Raw genomic sequence first — 20,137 nt, forward strand, 5'->3', positions numbered from 1 at the left:
GAAGGCCGCCGGATCAGAAGGCAGACTAGGCCGGTTGCGCTCTGGGGCAAGGGTCCAGTCCAGAGCCGGGTGGTAGGCCAGCCCGGCGACGGCGGGAACCCCCAAAAACGACAGCGCCGGCCCCTTTTCGGAGGCCGGCGCCGGTTATCACTGATCAGTCAGGCAAGGATCAGAAGCGGACGTTCATCCCGAGCCGCAGGGCGTGCAGCTCCATTTCGTCGTTGCTGCGCGCGATGTCGGTGCCGGCGGTGTTGGGCGCCAGGATGAAGGGATTGCCGGCCGGGGTCGTGCCGGTGTTGCCGGCGCGGACCACGTAATCGCCCGGGGTCAGGTTGGTGTAGAGGTACTCGCCCGTGACCGACAGGTTGGGCGCCAGGCGCCATTCCAGGCCGGCGCCGGCCTGCCAGCCGTCCGCATCGTCCTCATCGGACTGGACGGTGAAGCTGTTGGCGGCGTTGGTCGTCCGGAAGCTGTTCTCGATCCCGCCATAGGCCGCGCCGCCCGTGATGTAGAGCAGGGCCGGGCCGGTGGCGAAGCCGACGCGGGCGCGCAGGGCGGCCATGTCGTTCAGTTCGCGCTTGAAGACATAGTTGGCCGGGGTGCTGCTGAAGCCCGTGACGGTGTCGCTGACGTTCATCGCGCTCCACTCGCCGACCAGGCCGGCGACGATCGAGCCGAACTGCCAGTCGTAGCCGACGCGGACCGAGCCTTCGACGCCGCGATCATCCGTATTGCAGCCGCCGGCGGCTTCCGGCGTGAGGGCGGAGCCGTCGCAGAAGCCGGGGGCGAAGGCGTTCGTATCCCCCGAGGTCGTCACCGTCTCACCGAACACGCCGTCCAGATTGCGGTCGAAGATCAGGGTCTCTCCGTCCTGCTCGCGGTTCTCGACCACGCCGCCGTAGACGCCGATGTAGGGACCGGTCCAGTCCTGAGCGGACTGGGCGAGGGCGGGCGCGGCGACGCCGGCCATCAGCAGGGACAGGGCGGTGGCGGGGAGGAGAAACTTCATCGGGTGGCCTTTGGACTGAGAAACGGTTCGGCCCCCGCCGCCGATGCCCAACCGCCAATGAGGGATCGTGTTCCTGCGGCGTGAGCCGGTCACCGCCTCGCTGTGTCCGAAAAGCCTCAGGTCTGAAGACCCCTCCGGAAACGACAAGGCCGCCGAACTTGCGTTCGGCGGCCTGCTTCGGATCGGCGCCCAGGAGGGGGAGGGTTGGCGCCGATCTCTTCAACCGCAGGCTTGGGGGGAGGGGAGGGCCCGGGGCGACAGGGAGGAGATAGGAGCCGGTTGTGGCCAATCAAGGGCGCACCAGGCGTGTCAGTCGGCCTCCGGCTGCGGCGGGTTGACGCGGCGCCGCCGGGGTTTGGCTTTCACAGTGGTCTTGTCGTCCTCGGCATAGGGCTCACCGTCGCCCGAGAGCAGGATCGCCATCCATCGCGAGCCTTTGAACTCGGCCAGGATTGCCATGGCCATCACCGCCAGAGGGGTCGACAGGAACATGCCCACCACGCCCCAGACCTTGCCCCAGAAAGCGAGCGCCAGCAGCACCGCGACCGGGTCGATGTTCTGGTTGTCGCCCTGCATGCGCGGCTGGATGAAGTTGCCGCTGACGAACAGGATGACCTGCAGCCCGGCGAGCAGGATCAGCGCGGGCCAGTAGCTCTGGAACTGGACCAGGGCGAACATCGGCGGCACCAGGCCGGCGACCGCTCCGCCCACCACCGGGATGAAGCCGACGATGAAGATGACGAAGGTCCAGAACTCGGCGTTCTGAAGGCCCACGGCGCGCATCAGCACCCAGGCGACCGCACAGATCATCACGCCGGTCACGGTCTGGACCCACAGATAGCCCTCGACCCCGCCGCGCACGCGCTGGAACACTTCCATCGCCTCGCCCCGGGCGGTGCGGTCCGGGAAGAGGCCGACCAGTTTGCGCCGGAAGCCGTTCTGCGAGGCCAGCAGGAAGCCGAGATAGATCATCACGAAGATCGCCCCGGTGACGATCCCCTGGGCCTGGCCGGCGATGGTCATCAGGTAGCCGCGCACGTCGATCTGGGCGATCAGGTCGGTGGTGGTCGGGGGCGTCGTGACCCCGACCAGCTGCGACACATCGCTCAGGATCTGGTCGATGCGCGGCCCGATCCCGGCCGACACGCCCGACGCGTCGCTGAAGAAGCCGTAGGCGCCGTTCACGATAAAGGCGATCGAGGCGAAGAAGCCCACCACCACCACCAGCAGGGCGGCCGTCCCGGCCAGATGGCCGGGCAGGGTGGTCCGGTCCTCGATGAAGCGCTTCACCCCGTCGATCATGATCAGGAGGAAGATGGCCATCGCCAGCGGCGTCAGGATGTCGGCCATCCAGTAGACGGCGGCTCCCACCCCCACGACGGCGATGGCCACCAGGGCGTTGCGGGCGACGGTCGAGGTCGGGACGGTGATCGGCGTTTTCATCGGCATATGGTCAAGGTCTCGCGGGTCAACGTCAATCGAACCTTGAACCGGGGCGCTGACGGGTGGAGCATGAGCGCGCCCCCCACTGTGGAGTTCCCATGTCCGACACCGGCGTCTTCCTCGGCCAATCCACCGACAAGCCCGAAATCCTGCTGTACGGCCGCGCCAACCGGCACGGCGTCGTGGCGGGGGCCACCGGCACGGGCAAGACCGTGACCCTGCAGATCATGGCCCAGGGCTTCTCCGACGCGGGCGTCCCGGTCTTCTGCGCCGACGTGAAGGGCGACCTGTCGGGCATCGCCCTGCCCGGATCGCCCAATGAAAAGTTGCTGGCCCGCGCCCAGGGCATGGGGCTGGCTCTGGAGTCCAGGGCGGCGCCGACGGTGTTCTGGGACCTGTATGGCCAGAAGGGGCACCCGATCCGCACCACCGTCAGCGAAATCGGTCCGCTGCTGCTGGCCCGGATGCTGAACCTGAACGATGTGCAGGAGGGGGTGCTGTCGGTGGTCTTCCACGTGGCCGACACCGAGGGCCTGTTGCTGCTCGATCTCGACGACCTGCGCGCCATGCTGGTCCATGTGGGCGAGAACGCCGAGCGGATCGGGCGTGAGGTCGGCAATGTCGCCCCGGCCAGCATCGCCGCCATCCAGCGCTCGTTGCTGCAGCTCGAGCAACAGGGGGGCAAGGCCTTCTTCGGCGAACCGGCCCTGCGTCTGGAAGACATGATGCGCAACGGCCTGGACGGCCGGGGGCAGGTCAATGTGCTGGACGCCACCCGGCTGATGAACAGCCCGCGCCTGTACGCCGCCTTCCTGCTGTGGCTGCTGTCCGAGCTGTTCGAGCAGTTGCCGGAAGTCGGAGATCCCGAGAAACCCCGGCTGGTCTTCTTCTTCGACGAGGCCCACCTGCTGTTCAACGACACCCCGACCGCCCTGCGCGAGAAGGTGGAGCAGGTGGTGCGCCTGATCCGGTCCAAGGGGGTCGGCGTCTATTTCGTCACCCAGAACCCGGCCGACATTCCCGACAGCGTGCTGGCCCAGCTGGGCAACCGCATCCAGCACGCCCTGCGCGCCTACACCCCATCCGAACAGAAAGGGCTGAAGGCGGCGTCGGAAAGCTTCCGGCCCAATCCGGCCTTCGACACCGCCGAGGCCATTCAGGGTCTGGGCGTGGGCGAGGCGCTGGTCTCGACCCTGGACGAGAAGGGCGCGCCGAACATCGTCGGCCGCACCGCCATCCGGCCGCCGAACAGTCGACTGGGTCCCGCCACCGACGCCGAGCGGGCCCAGATCATTGCCGCCAGCCCGGTGCGCGGCCTGTACGAGACGGTGGTGGACCGCGAATCCGCCGAGGAGATCCTCGCCGCCCGGCGGGGCGAGGCCGATGAAGCGCTGGCGGAGACGAAGCTGGCCGACGCCCGGGCGAAGGCGGACGCCGCCGCCGCGAAGGACGCGGAAAAGGCCGCCGCCGCCCGTGAGAAGGAACAGGCGCGGATGCAGGCGCAGTATGAGCGGGAGGCTGCCCGCTCCCGTGCGCCCGCTCGCGCCCCCGCCCGCCGCTCGACCCGGGAGACGCCCATCGAGGCGGCGACCAAGTCGGTGCTGCGCACGGCGGGGAGCACGATCACGCGCGAGCTGCTGCGGGGCCTGCTGGGCGGACTGAAGCGGCGGTGAGGCCGACTACCGGTTCGGAACCAGCCGCCACATCCTGAGCGGATGGCGGACCGCGCCCGCTTCGGCGCCCGCCGCCTCGCCCCGGCCCATATAGAGGTCGGCGCGGACCGGGCCGCGGATGGCGGAGCCGGTGTCGAGGGCCACAACCAGGCCCTGATACCCGCCCCGCGCGCCGGGAAGATTGCCGCCGTCGGCGCTGATCCAGACCAGATCGCCATAACGCCAGTGGGCCGGATCGACCGCGATGGCGCGGCGGGCGGGCAGGGGGATGCCCGCCGCGCCGGCGGGATCGCCGCCGTCGTCCGGATCCAGTTTGAAGAAGATGTAACGGGGGTTCAGCGCCATGACCGCCCGCGCTTCGGCCCCGCGATGGGCGGCCAGCCAGCCCCGTATGGCGTCACCGGAGGCGCCGTTCTGCGGCAGCAGCCCCTGCTGCGTCATCGGGCGGGCGATGCCGACGAAGGTCTGGCCGTTGTCGGCGGCATAGGCGGCGCGGGCCTTTGAACCGTCCTCGAAGGTCAGATAGCCCGAGCCCTGGATCTGCATGAAGAACAGGTCCTCAGCCCGCATCCAGGCCAGGGCGGCCGGGTCGGGCGCCGCCTCGATCTCGGCGCGCGACGGAAGGGTCTGGCCCCGGCGCCATCCCGGGGGCGGCGCGAGGACGGGCGCGTCGAACTCGGCGCCCGGCGTCCGGCGCGCGGAGTACTCCGGCGCGAAATAGGAGGTCAGCAGGCCGGGTCCGCCGTCCGCCGTCTGCGCCGCGACCACGGTGAAGCCGGCTTCGAAGAAGGCGCGGGCCATGGAGGGCGTCACCGGCCGCGAGGTCCTGCGGATATGCAGGGCCCGGTCGCACTGGGTGCGGGTGGCGGCGTCGCGCGACACCCGGCAACCGTCGGCGAAGGCGTTGAAGGCCGCGAGGTGATCTTCGGCGTCCCAGCCGGGCAGGCTGGCCGGGCCGGGCCCGCGCGCGGGTTCGGGGCGCGGCTGGGTCGGACGCGGCTCCCCGGGGGAGGGCGAGGGCGGAGCCGGGATCGGCGCCGGCGTGGGCGTGACCGGAGGACCGCCGGCGCAGGCGGCCAGAAGCGAGAACAGCAGGGCCGCCGCCGCGCCCCGAACCTTGACGATACGGGGCGGGAGCATGATCAGGCCGCGGCCGCCTCGTTGCGGGCCAGCAACCAGTTCGGATCGCTGGCGCCCAGGGTGCGCTCGAAGGTCCAGATCTCGGCGGTGCGGCGCTCCTCGATCTGCGGCTCGGCCGACGGATCGGCGGACCGGATGGTGTCGCGGACCTCGGCCAGGAAGCGGACCCGGGCGATGGCGCGATTTTCCTCGGCCGTGGCCAGTTCCAGATCGGCGCGGGCCGGGTGGACGAACTCGACGGTGGTGGTTTCGCCGCGCGCTTCGCGGGCCGCGATGCCGGCTTCGAACGATTCCATGACCTTGGCGGTCAGCAGGGGCTTGAGCGTGTCGCGGTCGCCGGCGGCATAGGCGCGGACGATGGTCTCGTGCGCCTGACGGGCGCCTTCGAGGAAGCGGACCGGATCAAAGGCCGGATCGCGCGCCTTCAGGCCGGCGATGGACGCCAGGGTGACGGCGTCCAGGACATTGCGGCCCTGCGGCTGGTCGGCATTGGGGGGCGAGGCCGGCGGTTGGGCGCGCGCGTCCTGTTCCGGCTGACGACCGACCTTCTTGCCCAGCACATTATAGAGCTGGAAGAGGACGAAGGCCGCGATGACGGCGAAGATGACGATCTGGACCTGAACCGGCGGCACGGGAAATCCTTGACTGGCGCCGTCGGGGGACGGCGCGGCTTATGACGATTAGGGGGTGATATAGGGCCGCGCAAGGCGAACCGCCGCCCCCGGTCGGCGAGCGTCGTTGCCGCAGGGGGCCCCGCATGGTAGTCGCCGCGCCTTCCGGGCGTGCGCCCGACCCACATTCCAGACAGAACTTTCGACCCATGACCGACGCCGTTCCGCCCGCCGACGCCAACTCCGCCGCGACCGACGGCCAGCCCCAGGGCCCGGGTTTCCGCATCGTCGCCCAGTATGTGAAGGACCTGTCCTTCGAGAACCCGAAGGCGCCGGACAGCCTGCGCGTGGACGGCAAGCCGGCCATCGACATGGGCGTGGAAATGAACGCCGCCGGCCGTCAGGACGGCCTGTTCGAGGTGGAGCTGCGCCTGTCGATCAAGGCGACCACCGACGCGATGACCGTCTTCAATGTCGAGCTGCACTATGGCGGCCTGTTCGCCCTGCAGGGCGTGGCCGAACAGGACATCGAGCCGCTGCTGCTGATCGAATGCCCGCGCTACCTGTTCCCGTTCGCCCGCGAAATCATCGCCCGCGCGACGTCGGACGGCGGCTTCTATCCGCCCTTCATGCTGGACCCGATCGACTTCGCCGCCATCTATGTCGCCCGCCAGCAGCAGATCGCCCGCGGTCCGGCCGACAGCGGCCAGGCGTAAGCAACCAGATCAGACTTGGGGACGGAGCTGGCTTCGTCCTCAAGCAGCGAGCGACCGCGTCGCGAGCGCTAGGACAAAAAAGAAGGGGCGTCCGTCAGGCGGCGGGCGCCTTTTCCAATTCCAGGCCGTAGGCTTCCCACAGGGACTGGTCCTTCAGCGTCGCCAGCAGGAAGGCCGCGTGGGCGGCGCGTTCGGTCTCGGTCGAGCGCGGGGCCAGAGGACGGGGCCGCGCGCCGTAGCTGGCCGCGGTCACCGGTCCGGTCGCGGCGGTGACCCGGATCGAGGACAGATCCAGACGGCGTTCCTTGCCGCCGCGCAGTTCCAGATAGACCTCGGCCAGCAGTCGGGCGTCGATCAGGGCGCCGTGGAAGGTCCGGTCGGCGAGGCTGACCTTGAACCGCTTGCACAGCGCGTCCAGCGAGTTCGGCATGCCCGGAAACTTCTTCTGGGCCAGCTGGAGGGTGTCGATCCAGCGGCTGCCGTCAATCAGCGGATGGGCGATCCGCGAGTACTCGAAGTCGATGAAGTTGCGGTCGAACTGGGCGTTATGGGCGATGACCGGGGCGTCGCCGATGAAGTCGGACAGGTCGCGGACGATGTCGGCGAACCGGGGCGCATTCTTGACCTTGTCGTCGGTGATGCCGTGCACCCGGATGGCGTCGGGCGGGATCAGCCGATCCGGATTGACCAGCGTGTGATAGGTCCGCCCCGTCGGCAGCAGGTCCATGATCTCGATACAGCCGACCTCGATCAGCCGGTCGCCGGTCTTCGGGTCGAAGCCGGTGGTTTCGGTATCCAGAACGATCTCGCGCATGCCCCTTAATGGGGCCGTTCGGGCGTTTTCGAAAGGGTCCGGCGCGGCGGGACCCACGCTTCGGACAGGACTGTCCCCACGATTTCGGCGACGGACGCGCGGGCGGCGTCCAGTCCCCGCCCGGTGTCGACCACGAAGTCGGCGCGGGCGCGCTTTTCGGCGTCGGGAAGCTGGCGGGCCAGAATGGCTTCGAACCGTTCGCGGGTCATGCCGGGACGGGCCAGGACCCGCTCGGCCTGGACCTGTGGCGGGGCGGAGACGACGACCACCGCGTCCACGGCCGCGTCGCCGCCCGTTTCGAACAGCAGGGGGATGTCCAGCACGGCCAGTTTGACGCCCCGGGCCTCGGCGGCGAGGAGGTCGGTCCCGCGGCCTTGGGCGACCAAGGGATGGACGATGGCTTCCAGCCGTTTGAACGCCTGATCGTCACGTCCCAGCGCCTCAGCCAGGCGGGCGCGGTCCACGGCGCCGTCCACGACCACGCCGGGGAAGGCCTCGCCGATGGGGCCGACCGCCGCGCCGCCGGGCGCGTAGAGCCGATGCACCGCCTCGTCGGCATTCCAGATCAGGGCGCCGTGGTCGGCGAACATGGCTGTCGTGGTCGACTTGCCCATGCCGATCGAGCCGGTGAGGCCGAGCAGGATCATGCGACCTCTCCCAGACGACGCAGGACGGCGGCGCGGACCTCCACCGCCGGGACCGGGACGCCGAACAGCGCCTGGAACGAGGGTCGGGCCTGACCGATCAGCATGGCCAGTCCGTCCACGACCGTCAGGCCCCGCGCCTGTCCGGCGGCGAGGAAGGGGGTGATCAGGGGCTTGTAGGTCATGTCCATCAGGACGGCGTCGGGGCGCAGGGCGGCGATGTCGATCTGCGGCGGGACGCTGAGGGCGTTGACGATCAGGGCGGCGTCGCGGACCGCGTCCGGTTCGGCGACGGCGGCGTCGAGGTCGGCGGCGAGGGCTTCGGCGCGGGCGCGGGTGCGGTTGAGGACCGAGACCCGGGCGCCGGCGTCCCTGAGGGCGGCGACGGCGGCGCGGGCGGCTCCGCCGGCGCCGAGGACCACGACCGGCGCGCCGGACAGGGTCAGGGCCGGGGCCTGTTCGGTCAGGGCGGCCATCAGACCGACGCCGTCGGTGCTGTCGGCCGAGACCTGGCCGTCGCTGAAGAGGAGCAGGTTGGCGGAGCCGCAGGCGCGGGCCATCGGGCTGACCCGGTCGGCCAGGGCGAGGGCCTGTTCCTTGAAGGGGGCGGTGACGTTGAGGCCGCGCAGGGCGCCGGAGCGGCCCGAGGCGATCAGGGCGTCGAAGGCCTCGGCGTCGGCCGGGCCGAAGGGGTCGTAGGTCGCATCCAGCCCGGCGGCCCGGATCCACAGGCCATGGATCAGGGGGCTGAGGGAGTGGCTGATGGGCTGGCCCGCGACCCCGGCGCGCAGGGTCATGAGGTCAGGACCCCGGCCCGGCGGAGCTCGGCCAGAACGGGCCAGAGGGGCAGGCCCAGGACGGTGAAATAGTCGCCGTCGATCCGGTCGAAAAGCTGGGAGCCCATGCCTTCGAGCCGGTAGGAGCCGACGCAGGCGAGGATATTACTACTCTCACTAGCCAAATAATTTTCGAGGAAATTTTCGGAGAAGGCTCGCACTTGAACAGTGGCGGTGTCCACGCCGGACCAGACGATCTGGCCGTTCCGGGCGAGGGCGGCGCCGGAGTGGAGGAAATGGGGTTTGCCGCGCATGGCGGCAAGGCGGGCGCGGGCGTCGTCGAGCGATTTCGCCTTGGAGATCAGGCCGCCGTCGAAGGCGAGGGTCTGGTCGGCGCCGAGCACCCAGGCGTCGGGGTCGTGGCGCGAGACGGCCAGGGCCTTGACCCGGGCCAGCTCGACCGCGAGGCCGGCGGCGTCGGCGGGATCGTGGACCGCCTTGACCGCATCCTCGTCCACATCGGCGACATGGACGGTGAAGGGCACGCCGGCGTTTTCCAGCATGGTGCGGCGGGCGGCGCTTTTCGACGCGAGAACGAGGCGTTGATCCGACATCACCATCCGGCGGCCATCCGTTTTGTCCGACGTTCGTTGAGGACGTTGATGATGGCGGCGGCGGTCTCCTCGACCGAGCGGCGGGTCACGTCGATGACCGGCCAGCCGCGGCGTTCGAAGGCCCGGCGCGCCTTGACCGTCTCGTCGCGCACCGCGTCATGGTCGATATAGGTGGAGGCGTGGCTAGCGTTCAGCCCGTCCAGCCGGTTGCGGCGGATCTGCACAAGGCGGTCAGGCGAAACGGTCAGGCCGACGACCAGCGGGTTCTTCAGCCCGACCAGGCGCTCTCCATCCTCCTGACCCGGCACGAGCGGCACATTGGCGGCGCGGATGCCGCGGTGGGCCAGATAGATGCAGGTCGGGGTCTTGGAGGTGCGGCTGACCCCGCACAGGACGACGTCGGCGGTTTCCAGCTGCTCCGTCGTGCCCTGGCCGTCGTCGTGGGCCATGGCGAAGTCGAGGGCGGCGATGCGGTCGAAATATTCGGTGCTGAGCGCGTGCTGGGCGCCGACGCGCGGGGCCAGGGCCGCGCCCAGATAGCGGGACAGGACGGTTTCCAGCGGGTCCAGCGCGGCGATCTGGGGCATGTCGAGGCGGCGGCAGCCTTCCTCCAGCTGTTCCCGCAGTTCGCGATCCACGAGGGTGTGGAGCACCACGCCCGGGGCGGCGGCGATCTCCTCCAGCACCCGCTCCATCTGCCGGTCGGAGCGGACCAGGGCGTAGATGTGCTCGATGGGGATGACGCCGTCGAAGCGGGCGACCACGGCCTTGGCCATGGCGTTCAGGGTCTCGCCGGTCGAGTCCGAGACCAGGTGCACATGGAAATAGGTGGCGAGGCGCGAGGCGCCGGCGGGGCGGCCCGCCGTCATGAGCGCGCACCCGGCAGGCTCAGACTCATCGGGATAACGGGTCCGTTCAAGGGGGACTCCTGTGGACGACACGGGGCGCCGTTCGGTTCACGACCGGGCGCCGATCTCTATAGCCGTCCCCGGTCCGGGTCGCGAGCGGGATGAAGGTGGATGACCGGCCCGATCATGCCTGCGGTCATCCACCGGTCGGCGTCCCCCGCCGGACCGGTTGTGGAGGAACCGGAGTCGATGACGGCGGCGCCCAGACAGGATCGACCGCCAAGGCCCCGAAAACGCCCGCTGTTAAGGAGTTGTTAAGGGTTATCCCCGGTATCGACAGGTCGCACCCGGCCTGTCGATCGCCCTGTGCACGAGTCCGGACAACCGGTCCGCAGGCGGTCGAATCCCCCGACTTGTCCCCGTCATCCCCGCCCCAACCTACTTCCTTCCACCCTTTTCAAATTTGAATGTTCAGGAAGGGAAAGGGTGCGACACAGGCCCGGGCTTGAGCCTGTGCCCGGCCCCCGGTAAGCCGACGATCACATGACGACATCTCCTGACACCCCGCTGTTCCTGAAAGCCCTGGCCGGCGAGGCGTCCGCGCGTCCGCCGGTGTGGTTCATGCGTCAGGCCGGGCGCTACCTGCCGGAATACCGGGCGCTTCGGGCCACGACGCCGGGCTTTATCGAGTTTTGCCACGATCCGGAGAAGGCCGCCGAGGCGACGCTGCAGCCGATGCGCCGGTTCGGCTTCGACGCCGCCATCGTGTTCGCCGACATCCTGCTGATCCCCCGGGCCCTGGGCCAGGACGTGTGGTTCGAGGCGGGCGAAGGCCCGCGGCTGGGCGAGATGCCGTCGGTCGAGGCGATGCGCGACAGGGCCGAGGGCGCCGGGGAGGCCCTGAAGTCCATCGGTCAGACCCTGAGCCTGGTGCGTGACCAACTGGATCCGTCCAAGGCCCTGATCGGCTTTGCGGGCGCGCCGTGGACGGTGGCGACCTATATGCTGGACGGCGTGGCCCGGAGCATCGGCAAGGGCGAGCGGGCGCAGGCCCGGAGCTATGCCTATGCCGAGCCGGAGAAGGTCGCGGCGGTTTTGGACGTGCTGGTCGAGGCCACCGCCCATTATCTGAAGATGCAGGCCGACGCCGGGGCGCAGACGCTGAAGATCTTCGAGAGCTGGGCCGAGGGGCTGCCGGACGATCTGTTCGAAAGCCTGGTGCTGCAGCCGCACATCAAGCTGGTGAAGCGGGTGCGTGAGCTGGGGGTGACGACGCCCCTGATCGGCTTCCCGCGCGGCTCGGCGGCGCTGGCGGAACGCTATGCGCGCGAGGTCGAGGTGCAGGGGGTGGCGCTGGACACCGCCTGTCCGCTGCCGGTCGGTCAGGCCGTGCAGAAGATCAAGACCATCCAGGGGGCGCTGGATCCCCTGCTGCTGCGCGCCGGCGGGCCCTTGCTGGACCGTCGCGTGGACCAGCTGATGGAGGCCTGGGGACAGGGGCCGTGGATCTTCAACCTGGGCCATGGGATCATGCCGGACGTGCCGATCGCGCACGTCGAACAGGTTCTGAAACGGATCGGCGCACAATGAACACCCTGAAGGACCGTCGCATCGCCGTCGTCCTGTTCAATCTGGGCGGGCCGGACGATCAGGCCTCGGTGAGGCCCTTCCTGTTCAACCTGTTCAACGACCCGGCCATCATCGGCCTGCCGGGCCTGTTCCGGACGCCGCTGGCCAAGCTGATCTCGGACCGGCGGGAAACGTCGGCCCAGGCCAATTATGCGATGATGGGCGGAGGCTCGCCCCTGCTGCCCGGGACCCGCAAACAGGCCGAGGCGCTGGAGGCGGTCCTGAACGCCCGGCTGGCCGGCGATGAGGTGCGGGTCTTCATCGCCATGCGCTACTGGCATCCCCTGACGGAGGAGACGGCCGCCGATGTGGCCGTGTTCGGGCCGGACGAGATCGTGCTGCTGCCGCTGTATCCGCAGTTCTCGACCACGACGACCGAGTCCTCGCTGAAGGCGTGGAACGCGGCCTATGCCGGGTCCGGCGTCAGCCGGGCCGTCTGCTGCTATCCCTCGGCCGCGGGCTGGGTCGAGGCCCAGGCCGAGGCGATCGGGGCCAAGCTGGACGAGGCGGGCGACGGGCCGGTGCGGGTCCTGTTCTCGGCCCACGGCATCCCGGAAAAGCTGGTGACCGGAAAGGGCGATCCCTATCAGGAGCAGGTCGAGACGACCGTCGCCGCCGTGGTCGCCGCCATCGAGGCGCGGCGCGGGCCGATCGATCATGCGCTCTGCTACCAGAGCCGGGTCGGGCCGATGAAGTGGCTGGGGCCGTCGACGCCCGAGGCCATCGCGACCGCGGGCCGGGACGGAGTGGGGGTGGTCGTCACCCCGATCGCCTTCGTCTCCGAACATATCGAGACCCTGGTCGAGCTGGACATCGAATACGGCGAACTGGCCCATGAGAAGGGCGTCAGCCCCTATCTGAGGGCGGCGGCGGTCGGGGTGCAGCCCCTGTTCATCGACACCCTGGCGAATGCCGCGACCGGGGCCCTGTCCCGCACCGGCGTCGCGCCCTTCGGCCAGGGCTGCAAGGCGGGCTGGAAGGCCTGCCCGTATCTCAAGGGGAAACACGCGGCATGAACCTGTACGACCTCGCGCGCGGCCTGCACATCCTGGCGGTGATCGCCTGGATGGCGGGGATGCTGTTCCTGCCGCGCCTCTATGCCTATGACGCCGAGCAGAACGGCAAGGCCGAGCCGCTGAAGTCCGAGATGCAGACCCTGCTGCGGCTCTGGCAGGGCCGGCTGCTGCGCATCATCGTCAATCCGGCCATGATCCTGGCCTTCGTCTTCGGCGCCTGGCTGTTCTGGCTGCGCAGCGGCGAGGGCGCGGACTGGAGCTTCGCCCATCAGCCGTGGATGGTGACCAAGCTGATCGGCGTCCTGCTGCTGGCCGGCTGGCACGGCTTCCTGGCCGGGCAGCGCAAGAAGATCGCGGCGGGGACTTCGAAATATTCGAGCAAATTCTGGCGCATGACCAATGAGGTCCCGTTCGTCCTGGCCATCATCATGGTGCTGTCGGTGACGACGGAGTGGACGCTGGGGTGACTTTTTCCTCCCCGTTCGCATCGCGAATGGGGAGGTGGCGCGCTTCGGATACGAAGCGTGACGGAGGGGGTGGCACAGGGTTCGTTACGCGTGGCTCTATCGCTCGCTACGAGATCACTCGCTGCTTGAGCGCGAAGCCATCCGCCAATCCCTATCGCCGGCGCCGCCCCCTCCGTCTCGTTGGCTGAGCGCCGCCGAGCCGCCTCCCCATCGGCGACGCCGACGGGGAGGACAGACTTGACCTGAGCCCCCCAAGCGTGGTTTCGCTGGTCGCGAACCGATCCTGGCCGATTGCCGGACGGTCCCTCTCTCAAAGCGATGCCTGCCGGATCGACCCTGCGGGACCCCATCGCCCTTCCTGCCGGCCGAAAGGCCAGACATCGCCAGCCTGACCCGACCTCGCTCCGGCGAGCGCCCGGGCGCGCATGCCAGAAGACGAATTCCCATGACCGACGTCCGCGACACCGATCCGACCGCCCCTGAAGCCGAGAACATGGAAGGCGAACAGCCCACCAGTGAAGTCGCGGCCGCAGACCTGCCGATGGTCGATCAGGAAGCCGACGAGGAGGAGGACGACGGCGAGCCGATCGTCCCCAACGGCCGCATCACCCTGGCCGAGCTGAACGAGAAGACGCCGGCCGATCTGGTCGCCTTCGCGGAAGGCCTTGAGGTCGAGAACGCCTCGAACCTGCGCAAGCAGGACCTGCTGTTCGCCATCCTGAAGGCGCTGGCGGATGAAGAGGTCGAGATCATCGCCGACGGCGTGCTGGAAATCCTGCCGGACGGCTTCGGCTTCCTGCGCAGCCCGGACGCCAACTATCTTCCGGGTCCGGACGATATCTATGTTTCGCCGTCGCAGATCCGCCGCTTCGGCCTGCGCTCGGGCGACACCGTTCACGGCGCCGTCCGCGGACCGCGCGAGGGCGAGCGTTACTTCGCCCTGCTGAAAGTCGACACGATCAATCTGGAAGACCCGGAAGCGGTCAAGACCAAGGTCCTGTTCGACAACCTGACCCCGCTCTATCCCGAAGAGCGGATCCATATGGAAATCCAGGATCCGACGCTGAAGGATCGCTCGGGCCGGGTGATCGACATCGTCGCCCCGCTGGGCAAGGGCCAGCGCTGCCTGATCGTGGCCCCGCCGCGCGTCGGCAAGACGGTCATGCTGCAGAACATCGCCAAGTCGATCGAGCGCAACCACCCGGAAGTCATCCTGATCGTCCTGCTGATCGACGAGCGTCCGGAAGAAGTGACGGACATGCAGCGCACGGTGAAGGGGGAGGTCATCGCCTCGACCTTCGACGAACCGGCCACCCGCCACGTCGCCGTCGCTGAAATGGTGATCGAAAAGGCCAAGCGCCTGGTCGAGCACAAGAAGGACGTGGTCATCCTGCTGGACTCGATCACCCGTCTGGGCCGCGCCTACAACGCCACCGTCCCGTCGTCGGGCAAGGTCCTGACCGGCGGTGTCGACGCCAACGCCCTGCAGCGGCCGAAGCGCTTCTTCGGCGCCGCGCGGAACGTGGAGCAGGGGGGCTCGCTGACCATCATCGCCACCGCCCTGATCGACACGGGCTCGCGGATGGACGAGGTCATCTTCGAAGAGTTCAAGGGCACCGGTAACTCGGAAATCGTGCTGGACCGCAAGGTGGCCGACAAGCGCATCTTCCCGGCCATCGACGTGCTCAAGTCCGGCACCCGCAAGGAAGACCTCATCACCCCGAAGGACCAGCTGGCCAAGACCTATGTCCTGCGCCGCATCCTCAACCCGATGGGCCCGCAGGACGCGATCGAGTTCCTGCTCGACAAGCTGCGCCAGTCCAAGAACAACGGCGACTTCTTCCAGTCGATGAACACCTGACCGGCGGAAACGCTGGACGGACATGGAAAGGCCCCGGAGCGATCCGGGCCTTTTTGTTTGGGCGCTGAAAGGGAGTGGGGGACGGTTCTCAGACGCCTGCGCCGCCCCCTCCGTCACGGCGCATATCTGCGCCGCGCCACCTCCCCATCAATGATGGGGAGGTGAGGTGTGAGCTCACGGGATGAGCAGGGTCGAGCCCGTCGTCTTCCGGCCCGCCAGCGCCTCATGCGCCTGCCGCACCTCGGTCAGCGGGAAGGTCTGGCCGATCTCGACCTTGACCGCGCCGGAGCGGATGACGTCGAACAGGGCGGCGGCGCTGGCGTCGAGTTCTTCGGTGGTGGCGACATAGTCGAACAGGGTCGGGCGGGTGACGTAGAGGGAGCCGCCGCGCGACAGGCGAAGCGGATCGAACGGCGGCACCGGGCCGGAGGCGTTGCCGAACAGGACGAGGGTCCCGCGTCGTTTCAGGCTGGCCAACGACCACTCGAAGGTCGATTCCCCGACCGAGTCATAGGCGACGGCGACCCCCCGACCGTCGGTGATCTCGCGGACCCGGGCGGCGACGTCCTCGCGGTCGTAGAGGATGACGTGGTCGGAGCCGTGGGCGCGGGCGAGCTCGGCCTTGGCCTCGGAGCCGACCGTGCCGATGACGGTGGCGCCCAGGGATTTGGCCCATTGGCCCAGGATCAGGCCGACCCCGCCAGCGGCGGCGTGGAGCAGGATCTCATCGCCCTGTTTCACGTGAAACGCGCGGCGGACCAGAAACTCGGCGGTCATGCCCTTGAGCATGACGGCGGCGGCGACCTCGAGGCTGATGTCGTCCGGCACGGCGACGGCGGCGGTCTCGGGCAGCATATGGAACTGGCTGTAGGCGCCGGCCGGGGCGGTGGCGGTGGCGACGCGGTCGCCGACCCGGAAGCGGGTGACGCCCGCGCCGATCGCCTCGACCACCCCCGCCGCCTCCTTGCCCAGACCGGACGGCAAGGGCAGGGGGTAGAGGCCGGTGCGCTGATAGATGTCGATGAAGTTCAGGCCGACGGCGGCGTGGCGGATCAGGATTTCGCCGGGGCCGGGCGAGGGAACGGGGACCTCGACCAGGTTCAACACCTCCGCCCCGCCGTGATGATCGAAACGGACAGCGGTCTGGGTTGAGGGCAGGGCCATGGGGCGGGTTCCTTTGGGCGGTCGGATCGGGCTAGGACTATCCTGTCCAGATTGGAGCGATCCCATGAAAATCAATGTCGAGGTCGACTGCACCCCCGCCGAGGCCCGGGCCTTCATGGGCCTGCCCGACGTGACGCCGCTGAACGATCATCTGGTGGCCGAGATGCAGAAGCGGATGGACGCCAATATCTCGGCCATGCAGCCCGAGGAACTGATGAAGACCTGGACCAGCTTCGGCCTTCAGGCCCAGGACCAGTTCCGTCGCCTGATGGAAGGCGCGGCCAAGCCGTAGCCCGCTGATGACCGACACCATCTTCGCTCTCGCCACCCCGCCCGGTCGGGGGGCTATCGCCATCCTGCGCCTGAGCGGGCCGGGGACGGACGCCGCCCTGGCGGCGCTGGGCGCGGCGGGACTGAAGGCGCGGATGGCGTCGCTCAGGACCCTGACGCACGCGGGCCGGGTGATCGATCAGGCCCTGGTGCTAAGCTTCCCGGAGCCGCGCTCCTATACGGGCGAGGACTGCGCCGAACTGCATCTGCACGGCGGCCGGGCCGTGGTGGAGGCGGCGAGCGCGGCGCTGGTGGGGCTGGGGCTGAGGCCGGCCGATCCGGGCGAGTTCACCCGCCGGGCCTTCGAGAATGGACGGATGGATCTGGCCCAGGCCGAGGCCGTGGCCGACCTGATCGACGCGGAGACGACGGCGCAGGCGACGCAGGCCCTGGGTCAGCTGGAGGGGGCGCTGGGCGCGGCCTATGCCGGCTTCCGCCGCGACCTTCTGAAGGCCCTGGCCCTGGTCGAGGCCGAGATCGACTTCCCGGATGAAGAGGTGCCGGACAATCTGGCGCGGACCGCGGGGCCGGTTCTGGACGGGCTGATCCGCGACCTGAAGGCCGCCCTGGCCGACGCCGGGCGGGGCGAGCGGGTGCGGGAGGGCTATCGCATCGTCCTGATCGGCGAGACCAATGCGGGCAAGTCGTCCCTGTTCAATGCGCTGGTGGCGCGCGAGGCGGCGATCGTGACGCCGATCGCCGGGACGACCAGGGATGTGCTGGACGCCGATCTGATCATCGGCGGCTATGCGGTGACCCTGTCGGACACGGCGGGCCTGCGCGACAGCGAGGATGTGGTCGAGGCCGAAGGCGTGCGGCGGGCGCGGGTCAGGGCGGAACAGGCCGAGCTGCGCCTGTGGGTCCGGGCGCCGGGCGACGCCGCGGGCGTGGCGGCCGGGTATGTTCGGCCCGACGATCTGCTGGTGCTGACCAAGGCGGACATCGATCGCGCCGCCCCGCCGCCGGATCGTGAGGCCCTGGTCGTCAGCACGACGACAGGGGAGGGGATGGCGGCGCTTCACGACTGGATCGCGGCGCGGCTGGCGCGGGACCTGTCCGGCGCCGACTTCCCGGCGGTCACCCGCGAACGGCATCGGCGGCGGCTGGAAGAGGCGCTGGTCTCGGTCGAGGCCGGACGCCGGGCGCTGGATATCGCGCCGGAGATGGCGGGCGACGACCTGCGCCGGGCGGCTGAATCGCTGGCCCGGGTGACGGGGGCGATCGGGGTGGAGGATATTCTGGGCGAGGTGTTTTCGACGTTCTGCATTGGGAAGTGACCCCTCCGTCTCGCCGGCTTCGCCGTCGAGCCACCTCCCCACTGCGTGGAGAGGTGATCAGAAACCTCACCTCTCCACCGAAGGTGGGGAGGGGGACCATGCGAGCCTTGGCGAAGCATGGTGGAGGGGTCGGTCACTGTTTCACGTGAAACACCCGCACGGCGCCGGTGGCGAAGTCGGTCGTTTTCCACTATGTCCCGGCGATGAACTCCTTCGACGTCATTGTCATCGGCGGCGGGCACGCCGGTTGTGAGGCCGCGGCCGCTTCGGCGCGCACGGGCGCGCGCACCCTGTTGCTGACCCAGAAGCTTGAGACCATCGGCGAAATGTCCTGCAATCCGGCCATCGGCGGCTTGGGCAAGGGCCATCTGGTGCGCGAGATCGACGCCCTGGACGGCGTCATGGGACGGCTGGGCGATGCGTCCGGCATCCAGTTCCGTCTGCTGAACCGCTCCAAGGGGGCGGCGGTGCAGGGGCCGCGCAGCCAGATCGATCGCCGCCTGTACCGGGAGGCCATGCAGGCCGAACTGGCGCAGACCCCCAATCTGACGCTGATGGCCGGGACGGCGGAGAGCCTGATCCGGGACGGGGACCGCGTGACCGGTGTCGTGACCGGCGAGGGCGAGACCCTGTCAGCCGGCGCGGTCGTGCTGACGACCGGCACCTTCCTGAACGGGGTGATCCACAAGGGCGATGAGCGGATTCCGGCGGGGCGTCACGGCGAGGCGCCGTCGACGGGTCTGGCGGCGGACCTGTACGGCGCGGGGCTGATGATGGGGCGGTTGAAGACCGGCACGCCCGCGCGTCTGGACGGACGCACCATCGCCTGGGACCGGCTGGAGCAGCAGGCGGCGGACGAAGAGCCCGTGCCGTTCAGCTTCCTGACGGACCGCATCGCCGTGCGGCAGATCACCTGTGGCGTCACCCACACCACGGAAGAGACCCACCGGATCATCGCCGAGAACCTGGGTGAGAGCGCCGTCTATGGCGGCCACCTGTCGGGTCGCGGACCGCGCTACTGCCCGTCGATCGAGGACAAGGTGGTGCGGTTCGCGGACAAGACTTCGCATCAGATCTTCCTCGAGCCCGAGGGGCTGGACGATCCGACCGTCTATCCGAACGGGATCTCGACCTCGGTTTCGGACGCGACCCAGCTGGCCTTCCTGCGGACCATCCCCGGCCTCGAGCAGGTCGAGGTGTTCCGCTTCGGCTATGCGATCGAATACGACTATGTCGATCCGCGTGAACTGACCCCGGCGCTGGAGGTCAAGAAGCGGCCCGGCCTGTATCTGGCGGGCCAGATCAACGGCACAACCGGCTATGAGGAGGCGGGGGCCCAGGGCCTCATCGCCGGGCTGAACGCCGCGCGCGCGGCGGCCGGGCTGGAGCCGCTGATCCTCGGTCGCGATCAGGCCTATATCGGGGTGATGATCGACGACCTGGTCACCAAGGGTGTGACCGAGCCCTACCGGATGTTCACCAGCCGGGCGGAGTACCGACTGACCCTTCGCGCCGACAATGCCGACCAGCGGCTGACGCCGATCGGCGTGGCCATGGGCGTAGTGGGCGCGCGACGGGCGGAAGCCTTCGCCGCCAAGGCCGCGGAGCTGGCGGCCGCCGCCGCTGTTTCACGTGAAACACGGTTCACCCCCAAGGAGGCCGGCGCGCTGGGCATCAAGGTCAATGCCGACGGCCAGCGCCGCTCGATCCGCGACCTGCTGTCCTTCCCGGATGTGACGTTGGCGACCTTTGAGGCCGTGCGACCCGAGATCGCGGGCTGGTCGCGTCAGGTGCGCGAACAGATCGAGATCGATGCGGGCTATGCCGGCTATCTGGATCGTCAGGCCTCGGACGCCGAGGCCCTGCGTCGGGAGGAGGCCCTGGCCCTGCCGGTGGACCTCGACTATGCCGGCATCGGCGGACTGTCGAATGAGGTCCGCGAGAAGCTGTTGATGATCCAGCCCCGCACCCTGGGGCAGGCGGGCCGGATCGAGGGCATGACTCCCGGCGCCCTGACGGCCCTGTTGTCCCATGTGAAGAAGGTGAAGGTCGCGGCGTGAGTACCTATGATGCGGCGGCCTTCCAGGCCGAGTTCGACGCCACCC

Annotated in this window: 19 protein-coding genes; 9 read left to right on the top strand and 10 right to left on the bottom strand. The window is 69.3% G+C overall.

Annotated elements, in window-relative coordinates:
* Nucleotides 1-169: 169 nt before the first annotated feature.
* Both ACW174_RS05765 and ACW174_RS05770 read right to left on the bottom strand, forming a co-directional pair.
* Nucleotides 170-1,009, bottom strand: a complete 840-nt coding sequence (locus ACW174_RS05765) for an outer membrane protein (protein ID WP_492016753.1) — start codon at nt 1,007-1,009, stop codon at nt 170-172.
* Nucleotides 1,010-1,318: 309 nt separating this feature from the next.
* Nucleotides 1,319-2,452: an AI-2E family transporter gene (locus tag ACW174_RS05770; protein WP_492016754.1), complete on the bottom strand. Its 1,134-nt coding sequence runs from the start codon at nt 2,450-2,452 to the stop codon at nt 1,319-1,321.
* 98 nt (nt 2,453-2,550) lie between these two features.
* On the opposite strand from ACW174_RS05770, the gene ACW174_RS05775 reads away from it, so the two are divergent.
* Entirely contained in the window at nt 2,551-4,125 is a 1,575-nt protein-coding gene (locus tag ACW174_RS05775; RefSeq protein ID WP_492016755.1) for a helicase HerA-like domain-containing protein, read from the top strand.
* Nucleotides 4,126-4,131: 6 nt separating this feature from the next.
* On the opposite strand, the gene ACW174_RS05780 is transcribed toward ACW174_RS05775, so the two are convergent.
* Together ACW174_RS05780 and timA are read right to left on the bottom strand one after the other, a co-directional pair.
* Nucleotides 4,132-5,265, bottom strand: a complete 1,134-nt coding sequence (locus tag ACW174_RS05780) for an MltA domain-containing protein (protein ID WP_492016756.1) — start codon at nt 5,263-5,265, stop codon at nt 4,132-4,134.
* A gap of 2 nt (nt 5,266-5,267) precedes the next feature.
* Nucleotides 5,268-5,897 carry a TIM44-related membrane protein TimA gene (gene timA / locus ACW174_RS05785; protein WP_492016757.1) on the bottom strand — a complete coding sequence of 210 codons (630 nt, stop codon included), beginning with the start codon at nt 5,895-5,897 and terminating at the stop codon, nt 5,268-5,270.
* Between the two features lie 188 nt (nt 5,898-6,085).
* On the opposite strand from timA, the gene secB reads away from it, so the two are divergent.
* Nucleotides 6,086-6,592 carry a protein-export chaperone SecB gene (gene secB, locus ACW174_RS05790; RefSeq protein ID WP_492016758.1) on the top strand — a complete coding sequence of 169 codons (507 nt, stop codon included), beginning with the start codon at nt 6,086-6,088 and terminating at the stop codon, nt 6,590-6,592.
* A gap of 94 nt (nt 6,593-6,686) precedes the next feature.
* On the opposite strand, the gene dnaQ is transcribed toward secB, so the two are convergent.
* The 5 genes from dnaQ to ACW174_RS05815 are packed head-to-tail and all read right to left on the bottom strand — an operon-like array spanning nt 6,687 to nt 10,309.
* Nucleotides 6,687-7,406: a DNA polymerase III subunit epsilon gene (gene dnaQ, locus ACW174_RS05795; protein ID WP_492016759.1), complete on the bottom strand. Its 720-nt coding sequence runs from the start codon at nt 7,404-7,406 to the stop codon at nt 6,687-6,689.
* Between the two features lie 5 nt (nt 7,407-7,411).
* On the bottom strand, nt 7,412-8,053 hold the full coding sequence (coaE, locus tag ACW174_RS05800) for a dephospho-CoA kinase (protein WP_492016760.1): 642 nt from the start codon (nt 8,051-8,053) through the stop codon (nt 7,412-7,414).
* Entirely contained in the window at nt 8,050-8,847 is a 798-nt protein-coding gene (locus tag ACW174_RS05805) for a shikimate dehydrogenase family protein (protein WP_492016761.1), read from the bottom strand. The genes coaE and ACW174_RS05805 overlap by 4 nt, the downstream gene beginning before the upstream one ends.
* Nucleotides 8,844-9,440 carry a Maf family protein gene (locus tag ACW174_RS05810; protein WP_492016762.1) on the bottom strand — a complete coding sequence of 199 codons (597 nt, stop codon included), beginning with the start codon at nt 9,438-9,440 and terminating at the stop codon, nt 8,844-8,846. The genes ACW174_RS05805 and ACW174_RS05810 overlap by 4 nt, the downstream gene beginning before the upstream one ends.
* Nucleotides 9,440-10,309, bottom strand: coding sequence for a pyruvate, water dikinase regulatory protein (locus tag ACW174_RS05815; protein ID WP_492016763.1), 870 nt, complete (start codon nt 10,307-10,309; stop codon nt 9,440-9,442). The genes ACW174_RS05810 and ACW174_RS05815 overlap by 1 nt, the downstream gene beginning before the upstream one ends.
* A 522-nt stretch (nt 10,310-10,831) precedes the next feature.
* Here ACW174_RS05815 and hemE point away from each other — a divergent pair.
* The 4 genes from hemE (at nt 10,832) to rho (ending at nt 15,261) form a co-directional block, all read left to right on the top strand.
* Nucleotides 10,832-11,878: a uroporphyrinogen decarboxylase gene (gene hemE / locus ACW174_RS05820; protein WP_492016764.1), complete on the top strand. Its 1,047-nt coding sequence runs from the start codon at nt 10,832-10,834 to the stop codon at nt 11,876-11,878.
* A complete protein-coding gene (gene hemH / locus ACW174_RS05825; RefSeq protein ID WP_492016765.1) occupies nt 11,875-12,933 on the top strand; it encodes a ferrochelatase in 1,059 nt (352 codons plus the stop codon). The genes hemE and hemH overlap by 4 nt, the downstream gene beginning before the upstream one ends.
* A complete protein-coding gene (locus ACW174_RS05830; RefSeq protein ID WP_492016766.1) occupies nt 12,930-13,400 on the top strand; it encodes a CopD family protein in 471 nt (156 codons plus the stop codon). Before hemH ends, ACW174_RS05830 begins: the two co-directional genes overlap by 4 nt.
* Nucleotides 13,401-13,845: 445 nt before the next feature.
* Nucleotides 13,846-15,261, top strand: coding sequence for a transcription termination factor Rho (gene rho / locus ACW174_RS05835; RefSeq protein ID WP_492016767.1), 1,416 nt, complete (start codon nt 13,846-13,848; stop codon nt 15,259-15,261).
* 174 nt (nt 15,262-15,435) lie between these two features.
* Here the strand turns inward: rho and ACW174_RS05840 are convergent, their stop codons facing one another.
* Complete coding sequence (locus ACW174_RS05840; RefSeq protein ID WP_492016768.1) at nt 15,436-16,425, bottom strand: quinone oxidoreductase family protein; 990 nt, start codon at nt 16,423-16,425, stop codon at nt 15,436-15,438.
* A gap of 64 nt (nt 16,426-16,489) precedes the next feature.
* Between ACW174_RS05840 and ACW174_RS05845 the strand changes: the two genes are divergently transcribed.
* The 3 genes from ACW174_RS05845 to mnmG all read left to right on the top strand — a co-directional run bounded on the left by ACW174_RS05845 (nt 16,490) and on the right by mnmG (nt 20,092).
* Nucleotides 16,490-16,717 carry a DUF6489 family protein gene (locus ACW174_RS05845; protein ID WP_492016769.1) on the top strand — a complete coding sequence of 76 codons (228 nt, stop codon included), beginning with the start codon at nt 16,490-16,492 and terminating at the stop codon, nt 16,715-16,717.
* A 7-nt stretch (nt 16,718-16,724) separates the two neighbouring features.
* Nucleotides 16,725-18,032 carry a tRNA uridine-5-carboxymethylaminomethyl(34) synthesis GTPase MnmE gene (gene mnmE / locus ACW174_RS05850; RefSeq protein ID WP_492016770.1) on the top strand — a complete coding sequence of 436 codons (1,308 nt, stop codon included), beginning with the start codon at nt 16,725-16,727 and terminating at the stop codon, nt 18,030-18,032.
* Between the two features lie 203 nt (nt 18,033-18,235).
* Complete coding sequence (gene mnmG, locus ACW174_RS05855; protein ID WP_492017242.1) at nt 18,236-20,092, top strand: tRNA uridine-5-carboxymethylaminomethyl(34) synthesis enzyme MnmG; 1,857 nt, start codon at nt 18,236-18,238, stop codon at nt 20,090-20,092.
* Nucleotides 20,093-20,137: the final 45 nt, after the last annotated feature.

It is taken from the genome of Brevundimonas sp. AVps31, from assembly GCF_058681355.1.

Excerpts from the sequence above, each read along its gene's own strand:
- ACW174_RS05765 (WP_492016753.1), bottom strand. The coding sequence starts at position 1,009 with ATGAAGTTTCTCCTCCCCGCCACCGCCCTGTCCCTGCTGATGGCCGGC.
- ACW174_RS05770 (WP_492016754.1), bottom strand. The coding sequence starts at position 2,452 with ATGAAAACGCCGATCACCGTCCCGACCTCGACCGTCGCCCGCAACGCC.
- ACW174_RS05775 (WP_492016755.1), top strand. The coding sequence starts at position 2,551 with ATGTCCGACACCGGCGTCTTCCTCGGCCAATCCACCGACAAGCCCGAA.
- ACW174_RS05780 (WP_492016756.1), bottom strand. The coding sequence starts at position 5,265 with ATGCTCCCGCCCCGTATCGTCAAGGTTCGGGGCGCGGCGGCGGCCCTG.
- secB (WP_492016758.1), top strand. The coding sequence starts at position 6,086 with ATGACCGACGCCGTTCCGCCCGCCGACGCCAACTCCGCCGCGACCGAC.
- dnaQ (WP_492016759.1), bottom strand. The coding sequence starts at position 7,406 with ATGCGCGAGATCGTTCTGGATACCGAAACCACCGGCTTCGACCCGAAG.
- coaE (WP_492016760.1), bottom strand. The coding sequence starts at position 8,053 with ATGATCCTGCTCGGCCTCACCGGCTCGATCGGCATGGGCAAGTCGACC.
- ACW174_RS05805 (WP_492016761.1), bottom strand. The coding sequence starts at position 8,847 with ATGACCCTGCGCGCCGGGGTCGCGGGCCAGCCCATCAGCCACTCCCTC.
- ACW174_RS05810 (WP_492016762.1), bottom strand. The coding sequence starts at position 9,440 with ATGTCGGATCAACGCCTCGTTCTCGCGTCGAAAAGCGCCGCCCGCCGC.
- ACW174_RS05815 (WP_492016763.1), bottom strand. The coding sequence starts at position 10,309 with ATGACGGCGGGCCGCCCCGCCGGCGCCTCGCGCCTCGCCACCTATTTC.
- hemE (WP_492016764.1), top strand. The coding sequence starts at position 10,832 with ATGACGACATCTCCTGACACCCCGCTGTTCCTGAAAGCCCTGGCCGGC.
- hemH (WP_492016765.1), top strand. The coding sequence starts at position 11,875 with ATGAACACCCTGAAGGACCGTCGCATCGCCGTCGTCCTGTTCAATCTG.
- ACW174_RS05830 (WP_492016766.1), top strand. The coding sequence starts at position 12,930 with ATGAACCTGTACGACCTCGCGCGCGGCCTGCACATCCTGGCGGTGATC.
- rho (WP_492016767.1), top strand. The coding sequence starts at position 13,846 with ATGACCGACGTCCGCGACACCGATCCGACCGCCCCTGAAGCCGAGAAC.
- ACW174_RS05840 (WP_492016768.1), bottom strand. The coding sequence starts at position 16,425 with ATGGCCCTGCCCTCAACCCAGACCGCTGTCCGTTTCGATCATCACGGC.
- ACW174_RS05845 (WP_492016769.1), top strand. The coding sequence starts at position 16,490 with ATGAAAATCAATGTCGAGGTCGACTGCACCCCCGCCGAGGCCCGGGCC.
- mnmE (WP_492016770.1), top strand. The coding sequence starts at position 16,725 with ATGACCGACACCATCTTCGCTCTCGCCACCCCGCCCGGTCGGGGGGCT.
- mnmG (WP_492017242.1), top strand. The coding sequence starts at position 18,236 with ATGAACTCCTTCGACGTCATTGTCATCGGCGGCGGGCACGCCGGTTGT.